Source organism: Aquabacterium sp. (assembly GCF_014378415.1).
GTDB lineage: Bacteria > Pseudomonadota > Gammaproteobacteria > Burkholderiales > Burkholderiaceae_C > Aquabacterium.
The window spans coordinates 1-8,215 of sequence record NZ_JACMNS010000207.1 but is presented as its reverse complement, the minus strand read 5'-3'; the positions used below and the strand labels follow the sequence as shown (position 1 = coordinate 8,215).

The following is an 8,215-nucleotide window of genomic DNA, read 5'->3' as shown; positions in this document are numbered from 1 at the left end:
ATGACCATGGTTTTCCAAGTCAGAAACGCCGCGCTGCTGGCCAAGATTCAGGTGGGCGACAAGGTCAAGTTCCACGCGGAAAAACAGGATGGCGCCATTGTCGTCACCGACCTGCAGACAGCCCCGTAACTCAACGCGCAGCGAGGATGGAGCAGGTGCAAGGAGGGCCGACTCGCCTCCGATCGATACCACACCGAGAGCGCATTGAAAGGATGGAGGGCCGGTAATCTTTACAAGCGAGCCGCAACATTTTCTTGAACCGGACAGATGCCACGTGATGAACACGGAGGCAGAGGTCGGCTCGTGTCAAAAACCGGGATTTGAGGGCGGCCAGCTTGGGCCCCCGCCTTGCAGGGAAGCAGGGGCCAGTCGTTGGCCAGCCCCAACCCCAGCCAAGACATCGAAAGGATTCCACATGAGCCACCAACAATTCGCAAGTTGCATCGAGGCCTGCAACGCATGTGCCACGGCCTGCGATCACTGTGCCACTGCTTGCCTCGACGAGAAAGATCCCAAGGCCATGGCCCGCTGCATCCGATTGGACCTGGATTGCAGCGCCATTTGCCGTCTGGCCTCCGCCGCCATGGCGCGGGGCAGCGAACAGGTGTCGGCCATCTGCGGCTTGTGCGCCGAGATCTGTGAAGCCTGTGCCGACGAATGTGGCCGCCACCAGATGGACCACTGCCAGGAGTGCGCCACAGCATGCCGTCGATGCGCAAAGGCGTGCCGCAGCATGGGCCAGGCCTCTGGCACGTCAGCCGGGCAAGGCGCCACGGCGCAAGCCCATTGATACATCGACATCTACCCACAACCCCACCGACAAGGAAGCCCACATGGACGCCAACAAACACACATCCCTTTCCCAATTCGCCGCAGCCGCTTTGGTCGCCATGGGCATGAGCCTCGGCGCAGCGCAGGCCCAGACGACGCCAAGCGCGCCGTCGAATCCCATGGAGCACTCGCAGGGGGCGATGCACATGGGCGCCGACATGAAGCCAGGACACGACCACGGCTCAACCGTGATGGGCCAGGCCATGCACAAGGGCATGCAGTCGATGCAGGAGATGAAGATGTCGGGCGATGTCGACAAGGACTTCGCCATGATGATGAAGATGCACCATCAACAGGCCCTTGAGATGGCCAAGATCGAGATTGACCACGGCAAATCCGAGCAACTCAAGGCCATGGCCAAGAAGATGATCAAAGACCAGACCAAGGAAATTGGGCAACTGGACAAGTGGTTGAAGTCGAATCCTTGAGCATGGGGTGCGCTTTGATCACTGCGTGCATGGCGTGTTGGGGGCGTCTGACCACGGGTTCAAGTGCATCACTGTGCGCGATGGGTCTGCAACATGCGCTGATGACACAGGCTCAACCACGTGCGACGTGATCATTGATCCAAGTCAAGGCGAGGGCATTGCGATGCCCGCCATGACCTGTTTTGGCGCGCTGCGCCAGTTGCAAGCCTCTATGCTGAAGTGCTCGCCAACCTTGGCAGCAGATCGGTGGATCGGCGAGATCCGCCTTGTTCAAGCAACAGAGAAGGACCATGACATGCAGATCTCCACTCGACTTATCTTGACGCTGATTCTGGCACTTCCCGCTGCTGGCAGTGCATTGGCCCAGACCAGCGAAGAAGACCACAAGGCGCACCACCCGCAAGCTTCGTCCGTTCCAGCGCCTGCGACTGAGGCAGCATCCAAGCCTGTTGGCATGGAGGGCATGCACGAGATGCACCGCAAGCATGAGGTGCAAATGAAGAAGATCCATGGCACGAAGGATCCGGCCAAGCGTCAGAAGTTGATGGACAAGCACATGAAAGAAGCGCATGAGCAAATGCACAGCAATGACGCCATGGGCGCTAAACCGATGGGAGGCGCTGCCAGCAAGTAAGCGAGTGCCGCGCGCGATGGCGGTGCTATTTCTCATTTGAAATCACAGTCAGGAGGCAGCATGGCCCATTCACACGAGCACACCTCCAGCGTTGAACGTGGAGACACGTCCTTCATCAAAAGCCCTGTCGGCATCGCCGTGGCGATGCTGGGTCTGATCGCGGCCTTCTATTTCCTGCGTGAGCATTGGCAGCATGTGGCGGGCAATTGGCCTTACCTCTTGCTGCTGGCCTGCCCGGTGATGCACCTGTTCATGCACCATGGCCACGGGCACGATGCTCACCAGCATCACGGCAGCGGGGGGCAAGGCGGCGCAGAGCCCAACAAGGAAGGCAAGCCATGACCCAAGCCAACCTGCTTCAGTGGCCCACCTTGCTGACCGTGTTGATGTTCCCGGTGTTGGCGGTGATGTACGTGCGGCTGTCATCGACAGAATAGAAGCAATCTGACCGCGAATTTGGTTCGGCCTGGCGTGACTAAGCAGCGTTGACGCCGCGCTTCTTCCCCAGGCTGCGCCGCGGCTTGGCGACCGACTCCAAACAACAAGGAGTGAAGCTACGATGACATCCGAGCAGCACCTCAGCACTGCACCCTCAGACCGCCATGCGCCCCACGATGGCGTTGACGCGGGCTCAGACCAATCAGACCACGACGCCAAGCACGTGGCCGCGATGGTTGGGCCAGTTCCAACCCCAGTAGCCGGGCCCGCTGCGGTCAGCGCATCAGGGACGATCTACACCTGTGCCATGCACCCCCAGATACGCCAGGCCCATCCGGGCAATTGCCCGATTTGTGGCATGACCCTGGAGCCCCTGCTGCCGACCGTGGGGGAAGAAGACAACCCAGAGTTGCGTTCCATGACGCGGCGCTTCTGGGTCTCGGTGGTCCTGACCGTGCCACTGTTGATGATGGCCATGCACGAGTTCTTCCCCTTCAACCTCGCCGCGTGGGTGGATGACGTGGTTGGCGGCCTGGCGACGCGTCTCGGTTGGCCGCATCTGCTCAACGTCACTTGGTCGCAATGCGTGCAGGCCATTCTGGCCACCCCGGTCGTGCTGTGGGCCGGTTGGCCCTTCTTCGTGCGCGGCTGGCGCTCCTTTGTCACTTGGCAGCTCAACATGTTCAGCCTGATCGGACTGGGCATTGGCGCGGCTTATCTGTTCAGCCTGTATGCGATCTTCCTGCCAGAATCCTTGCCTCAGGCCTTCCTCACGGAGCACGGCCTGCCGCTGTACTTCGAAGCTGCCGCCGTGATCGTGACCTTGGTTCTTATGGGACAAGTGCTGGAGTTGCGCGCACGCTCGCGCACAAACTCCGCCATCAAGGATCTGCTGGGTCTGTCCGCCAACACTGCGGTCCGCGTCGGTGCCGATGGTTCGGAAGTGGAGGTGCCGCTGGAGCAAGTCGTGGCGGGCGACACCCTGCGGGTCAAGCCGGGCAGCAAGGTGCCGGTGGACGGCGTGGTGCTCGAAGGCCAATCCAGCATCGACGAATCCATGATCACCGGAGAACCAATCCCATCCGAGAAGGTGGCGGGCAGCCAGGTCACGGGGGCCACGGTCAATCAGACCGGCTCTTTCACCATGCGCGCCGAACGGGTCGGATCCGAGACCCTGCTGGCCCGCATCGTTCAGATGGTGGCCGAAGCAGGGCGTTCGCGTGCGCCGATCCAGAAGCTGGCCGATCAGGTGGCTGGCTGGTTCGTCCTGGCGGTGCTGGGCATCGCATTGCTGGCCGCGCTGGTGTGGGCCTTGTTTGGGCCGCCACCTGCGTTGGCCAATGCCTTGCTCGTGGCTGTGTCGGTGCTGATCATCGCCTGCCCGTGCGCACTGGGCCTGGCCACACCGGTGTCCATCATCGTGGGCGTCGGCCGAGGCGCCAAGGAAGGCGTGCTCATCAAGGATGCGGAGGCGCTGGAGTTGATGGAGAAGGTCGACACCTTGGTGGTGGACAAAACGGGCACCCTGACCGAGGGCAAGCCGACGGTTCAGACGGTGGTGGCCGCCAGCGGCTTCGACCAGCAACAGGTGCTGGCCTGGGCCGCCAGCCTGGAAAAACTCAGCGAGCATCCACTGGCCACGGCCATCGTAGGGCGTGCGCAGACGGATGGTGCGGTGCTGAGCAGCGTTTCCGGCTTCGATGCGGTGACAGGGCAGGGCGTGCGCGGTGTCATCGATGGCCAGACCGTGCTCCTGGGCAACGCGCGCCTGTTGGCGTCCGCCCAAGTGGACATGGCCTCCGTGGAAAAAGACATTGAAGCCCTTCGCCTGCAGGGGCAGACCGTGATGTACCTGGCCGTGGGCGCCAAGCTGGCCGGGTACGTTAGCGTGGCCGATGCCATCAAGGCCTCCACGGCCGAAGCGATCCGCCTGCTCAAGGCCTCGGGTGTGCGCATCGTGATGCTCACGGGCGACAACCCCGTCACCGCCGCGGCCGTGGGCAAGCTGCTCGGCCTGGATGACATCAAGGCCGGTGTGATGCCTGAGGACAAGTACAAGCACGTCAAGGCCTTGCAGGATGAGGGACGCATCGTCGCCATGGCGGGCGACGGGGTGAACGACGCGCCCGCCTTGGCCCAAGCCAATGTCGGCATCGCCATGGGCACGGGCACCGATGTGGCCATGAGCAGCGCGCGCATCGTGCTGGTCAAGGGTGATTTGCGCGGCATCGCCAAGGCGCGCGAGTTGAGCCAGGCCACCATGCGCAACATCCGTCAAAACCTGTTCTTCGCCTTCATCTACAACTTCCTGGGCGTGCCGCTCGCCGCTGGTGTGCTGTACCCCTTCCTCGGGATCTTGCTCAGCCCCATCGTGGCCAGTGCGGCGATGGCCCTGAGTTCCGTCTCGGTGATTGGCAACGCCCTTCGGCTGCGCTCGGCCAAGGTGTGACGCGGTCATGACATGGCCCAAACATCACCTCCCTTGACTCACCATCCCATCCGGAGAAATGACATGCGCAAACCGATCGCCATCTTGATGACCACAGCGGCCTTGAGCCTCAGTGGTTGCGGCTACAACACCTTCCAAACCACCGACGAGCAAATCAAGGCGAGCTGGTCGGAGGTCGTGAACCAGTACCAACGGCGGGCCGATCTGGTGCCCAACCTGGTCAACACGGTCAAAGCGGAAGCCAACTTCGAGCAGGGCACCTTGACCAAGGTGGTGGAGGCGCGCGCCAAGGCCACATCCATCCAGGCCACGCCCGAGCTGGTCAACAACCCCCAAGCTTTCCAGAAGTTCCAGCAGGCCCAAGGCGAGTTGTCTGGTGCATTGTCTCGTTTGCTGGTGGTCACCGAGAACTACCCGACGCTGCGCGCCAACCAGGGATTCCGGGACTTGCAGGCACAGCTGGAAGGCACTGAGAACCGCATCACCGTGGCGCGTAACCGCTATATCAAATCCGTCCAGGACTACAACGTGACGGTGCGCTCCTTCCCTTCGAACCTCACGGCCATGGTCATGGGCGACAAGGAAAAGCCCAACTTCGCCGTGGAGAACGAAAAGGAAATCGCCAAACCGCCCGCTGTTGATTTCGGCGCCGCCTCCGGGGCATCAAAGTGACATCGACCATGGCGAGGGCGCTGCTGCTTGCCATCGCGTGCTGGTGGACCGCACTGGCGGGCGCGCAAGTGCCCGTGCCGGCCTTGAGCGGGCGCGTGGTCGATCAAACCAGCACGCTGAGCGCCAAGCAACTTGCCAGCCTCACGCAAACGCTGGCGGGCTTCGAGGCGAGAAAGGGCACTCAACTGGCGGTGTTGATCGTGCCCACCACCGCACCTGAAGCGATCGAGCAATTCGCCCTGCGCGTGGCCGAGCAGTGGAAGATCGGGCGCAAGAAGGTGGACGATGGCGCCATTTTGGTGGTGGCCAAAAACGACCGCACCTTGCGCATCGAGGTCGGCTACGGCCTGGAGGGCGCGCTCAACGACGCCACCTCCAAACGCATCATCAGCGAGGTCATCGTGCCACGCTTCCAGCAGCAAGACTTTGCGGGGGGCATTGCTGCAGGCGTGGATCAGATCATCGGTGTGGTCGATGGTGAGCTCCTTCCCGCGCCGCAGGGAGGGCCAGAACGGGGTGCCAGCAATGTGCAGCAACTCGCACCGATGGCCATCATCCTGGCGCTGGGCTTGGGCAGCATCCTGCGCGCATGGATGGGGCGCTTGCCGGGTGCTGTGGTCACCGGCGGGGTGGTGGCCGGGGTCACTTGGTTCATGGCGGGTGCCTTCTCGCTGGCCCTGGCTGCCGGGGTGATGGCGCTGTTTTTCACGCTGGCTGGTGGCATGGGCGTGCTGGCGGCCATGGGCATGGGCGGCGGCGGGCATCGAGGCTCTGGTGGCGGGGGCGGTTTCGGGGGCGGAGGCGGTGGTTTTGGCGGCGGTGGCGCGTCAGGGAGATGGTGATGAGCAAATTCTCCAGAATCGTCTCGCACATGACGACCACTCGCGGGCACGTCAGCCGGGCCTTCTCCGCCAAGTCCATGAAAGCCATTGAACAGGCCATCAAGGCCGCTGAAGTCGGGCATGCGGGAGAAATCCGCTTCGTGGTGGAAGGCGCGCTGGATGGCCTGCCCTTGGTGAAGGGCCAATCCGCGCGCGAGCGCGCCATCGAGGTGTTCTCCCTTCTGCGCATCTGGGACACCGAGCACAACAGCGGCGTGCTGATTTACCTGCTGCTGGCCGACCGGCGCGTCGAAATCGTGGCCGACCGGGGCATCCACGCCAGGGTGGGGACGGGTGGATGGGAGGCGTTGTGTCGGGACATGGAGTCGTCGTTCCGCAGAGCCCAGTATGAACAAGGCGCTGTCGCGTGCATCAATTCGGTGGCGCAACAGCTGGCGCGGCATTTTCCATCGCCCGGCCACGCCTACAACGAGCTGCCGGACGCCCCCGTGGTCTTGTGAGAAATCGTCAAATCACCTAGCGCCACTGACCACATGGAAAGTCTGGCCATCCGTCTCGACACGGCTACCTATGCTGGGCTCTGTAGGCTGCGTGAAAGTGCGCACACTGCCATCATCCATGCGAACCTGGACTTCGTAAATGGTCTCGGCTCGTGCGCGCTTTTCGACTTCGTTGCCAGCCAGACCACCGCCCAAGGCACCCAAGATGGTCATCGCCGACTTGCCCTGCCCTTTGCCCATCTGATTGCCAATCACACCGCCGAGCACGCCGCCGGTCACGGCACCCAAGCCGGAGCCTTCTCCGCGTTGTTGAACCACGCGCACGCTGTCGACGACGCCGCAATTTGAACAAAGCACGGATGAGCGTGGGGTGTCTGTACCAGAACTGGGCGGGCTCCTGTGTTCGCTTGAAACCGCGTGAGATGGCACATGTTTGTGTGCCGCTTTGGCGGGCTGTGCCGGATTGGCATTTGCCTGATTGGCCGAGCTTGCCTGTGCCATCGACGCCGGTTGGGCGATGGCTGGATCAACGGTTGCATGGGGTGCACGCATGAATATGCCTGCGGCCAAGCCAATGCCAATCAAAGCCATGCCACCACCAATGATGGCCGTGTTGCGAAGCGCGTTTGAAGGCACCGTAGAGGTCGTATTGTTTTCAGACATGTTGGGTTCCTTAAGGCGAAGCCATTGCGAGTCACGGCAAATCGCCATGCAGTGCACCCAGTTCAACGTGTCAGGCCTGCATTTGGATGGCACCCGACCGATTTTTTTTGATGGCCAACGTTACCTGAGGCTAATGCGTCTTCACGGTGGAGCAGGCGCTCCGGCGTGGCCAGCGTGTCGGTCAACCTGGCTACAGAGATTGCGCACGCAGGGGCGGCGCAAATGGTAAACCTGGCGGCCTTGACGGCGGCCGTCGACCCGGCAGGAGCAGGTGCTACGGCCTTTGCTCTGATGATCGGCCTCGATGGACCTCGGCGAGCCATTCATCAATTTTATTCAGGGTTTGATCGACGTCCAACGGCTTTGTCCAATACCCGACAAAACCCCGCGCTCGCGCCGCATCAGCGTGTTCTGCTCCGGCCGTTGCGGTCACCATCACGGCTGGCACATGTTTCAAACAATCGTGAGCACGCAAGGCCGTGAGCAGGTCAAAGCCATTCATGTCCGGAAGGTTCATGTCGAGCAGGAACAAATCTGGAGGCCGGGCCACCGCATCTCGGATGGCGCTGGCCCCGTTTCGTGCCACATTCAGCACAACCTGGGGGCGCAGGCCAATGATCGGCGGTTGTCAAACCATTTGTCGCAAAAAACTTAAGCTCAAGCTGCTTTTTTGAGTGGTTCTCCACTGTTGGATTTGTCTGGATTGAGGAGGACTGTGTCCTGACGAGTCCAATCACGGGTGTGTCCAGACCACCGGT

The 8,215-nt window shown here is 61.9% G+C and carries 10 protein-coding genes and 2 pseudogenes; 10 read left to right on the top strand and 2 right to left on the bottom strand.

The features are described from left to right. The 10 genes and pseudogenes from H7225_RS17700 (at nucleotide 1) to H7225_RS17660 (ending at nucleotide 6,794) form a co-directional block, all read left to right on the top strand. Nucleotides 1–129, top strand: a complete 129-nt coding sequence (locus H7225_RS17700) for a copper-binding protein (RefSeq protein WP_366481736.1) — start codon at nucleotides 1–3, stop codon at nucleotides 127–129. 286 nt (nucleotides 130–415) lie between these two features. Beyond that, on the top strand, nucleotides 416–790 hold the full coding sequence (locus H7225_RS17695) for a four-helix bundle copper-binding protein (RefSeq protein ID WP_290664228.1): 375 nt from the start codon (nucleotides 416–418) through the stop codon (nucleotides 788–790). A 43-nt stretch (nucleotides 791–833) separates the two neighbouring features. Further along, nucleotides 834–1,259, top strand: a complete 426-nt coding sequence (locus tag H7225_RS17690; protein ID WP_290664226.1) for a DUF305 domain-containing protein — start codon at nucleotides 834–836, stop codon at nucleotides 1,257–1,259. Between the two features lie 295 nt (nucleotides 1,260–1,554). After that, the gene (locus tag H7225_RS17685) at nucleotides 1,555–1,893 is read left to right on the top strand and encodes a hypothetical protein (RefSeq protein ID WP_290664224.1); all 339 of its coding nucleotides are present in this window, start codon (nucleotides 1,555–1,557) and stop codon (nucleotides 1,891–1,893) included. Between the two features lie 60 nt (nucleotides 1,894–1,953). After that, the gene (locus tag H7225_RS17680; RefSeq protein ID WP_290664222.1) at nucleotides 1,954–2,235 is read left to right on the top strand and encodes a DUF2933 domain-containing protein; all 282 of its coding nucleotides are present in this window, start codon (nucleotides 1,954–1,956) and stop codon (nucleotides 2,233–2,235) included. 11 nt (nucleotides 2,236–2,246) lie between these two features. Further along, nucleotides 2,247–2,372: pseudogene (locus tag H7225_RS18375) on the top strand (isoprenylcysteine carboxylmethyltransferase family protein); the annotation flags it as partial. Between the two features lie 227 nt (nucleotides 2,373–2,599). Continuing rightward, nucleotides 2,600–4,780 (top strand): annotated as a pseudogene (locus H7225_RS17675) (copper-translocating P-type ATPase); the annotation flags it as partial. Nucleotides 4,781–4,843: 63 nt separating this feature from the next. Then, a complete protein-coding gene (locus H7225_RS17670) occupies nucleotides 4,844–5,452 on the top strand; it encodes a LemA family protein (RefSeq protein WP_290664220.1) in 609 nt (202 codons plus the stop codon). An 8-nt stretch (nucleotides 5,453–5,460) separates the two neighbouring features. Next, nucleotides 5,461–6,294 (top strand): TPM domain-containing protein, encoded by an 834-nt coding sequence (locus H7225_RS17665; protein WP_290664218.1) that lies wholly within the window; start codon nucleotides 5,461–5,463, stop codon nucleotides 6,292–6,294. Continuing rightward, entirely contained in the window at nucleotides 6,288–6,794 is a 507-nt protein-coding gene (locus tag H7225_RS17660; protein WP_290664216.1) for a TPM domain-containing protein, read from the top strand. The genes H7225_RS17665 and H7225_RS17660 overlap by 7 nt, the downstream gene beginning before the upstream one ends. A 12-nt stretch (nucleotides 6,795–6,806) precedes the next feature. On the opposite strand, the gene H7225_RS17655 is transcribed toward H7225_RS17660, so the two are convergent. Together H7225_RS17655 and H7225_RS18370 are read right to left on the bottom strand one after the other, a co-directional pair. Next, nucleotides 6,807–7,505: a glycine zipper 2TM domain-containing protein gene (locus H7225_RS17655; protein WP_290664214.1), complete on the bottom strand. Its 699-nt coding sequence runs from the start codon at nucleotides 7,503–7,505 to the stop codon at nucleotides 6,807–6,809. Between the two features lie 226 nt (nucleotides 7,506–7,731). After that, nucleotides 7,732–8,007 (bottom strand): response regulator, encoded by a 276-nt coding sequence (locus H7225_RS18370; protein WP_366481735.1) that lies wholly within the window; start codon nucleotides 8,005–8,007, stop codon nucleotides 7,732–7,734. Between the last annotated feature and the right edge of the window lie 208 nt (nucleotides 8,008–8,215).

Bases quoted from the DNA above. Each gene is read 5' to 3' on its own strand.
- H7225_RS17700 (WP_366481736.1), top strand. From the start codon at position 1: ATGACCATGGTTTTCCAAGTCAGAAACGCCGCGCTGCTGGCCAAGATT.
- H7225_RS17695 (WP_290664228.1), top strand. From the start codon at position 416: ATGAGCCACCAACAATTCGCAAGTTGCATCGAGGCCTGCAACGCATGT.
- H7225_RS17690 (WP_290664226.1), top strand. From the start codon at position 834: ATGGACGCCAACAAACACACATCCCTTTCCCAATTCGCCGCAGCCGCT.
- H7225_RS17685 (WP_290664224.1), top strand. From the start codon at position 1,555: ATGCAGATCTCCACTCGACTTATCTTGACGCTGATTCTGGCACTTCCC.
- H7225_RS17680 (WP_290664222.1), top strand. From the start codon at position 1,954: ATGGCCCATTCACACGAGCACACCTCCAGCGTTGAACGTGGAGACACG.
- H7225_RS17670 (WP_290664220.1), top strand. From the start codon at position 4,844: ATGCGCAAACCGATCGCCATCTTGATGACCACAGCGGCCTTGAGCCTC.
- H7225_RS17665 (WP_290664218.1), top strand. From the start codon at position 5,461: ATGGCGAGGGCGCTGCTGCTTGCCATCGCGTGCTGGTGGACCGCACTG.
- H7225_RS17660 (WP_290664216.1), top strand. From the start codon at position 6,288: ATGGTGATGAGCAAATTCTCCAGAATCGTCTCGCACATGACGACCACT.
- H7225_RS17655 (WP_290664214.1), bottom strand. From the start codon at position 7,505: ATGGCGATTTGCCGTGACTCGCAATGGCTTCGCCTTAAGGAACCCAAC.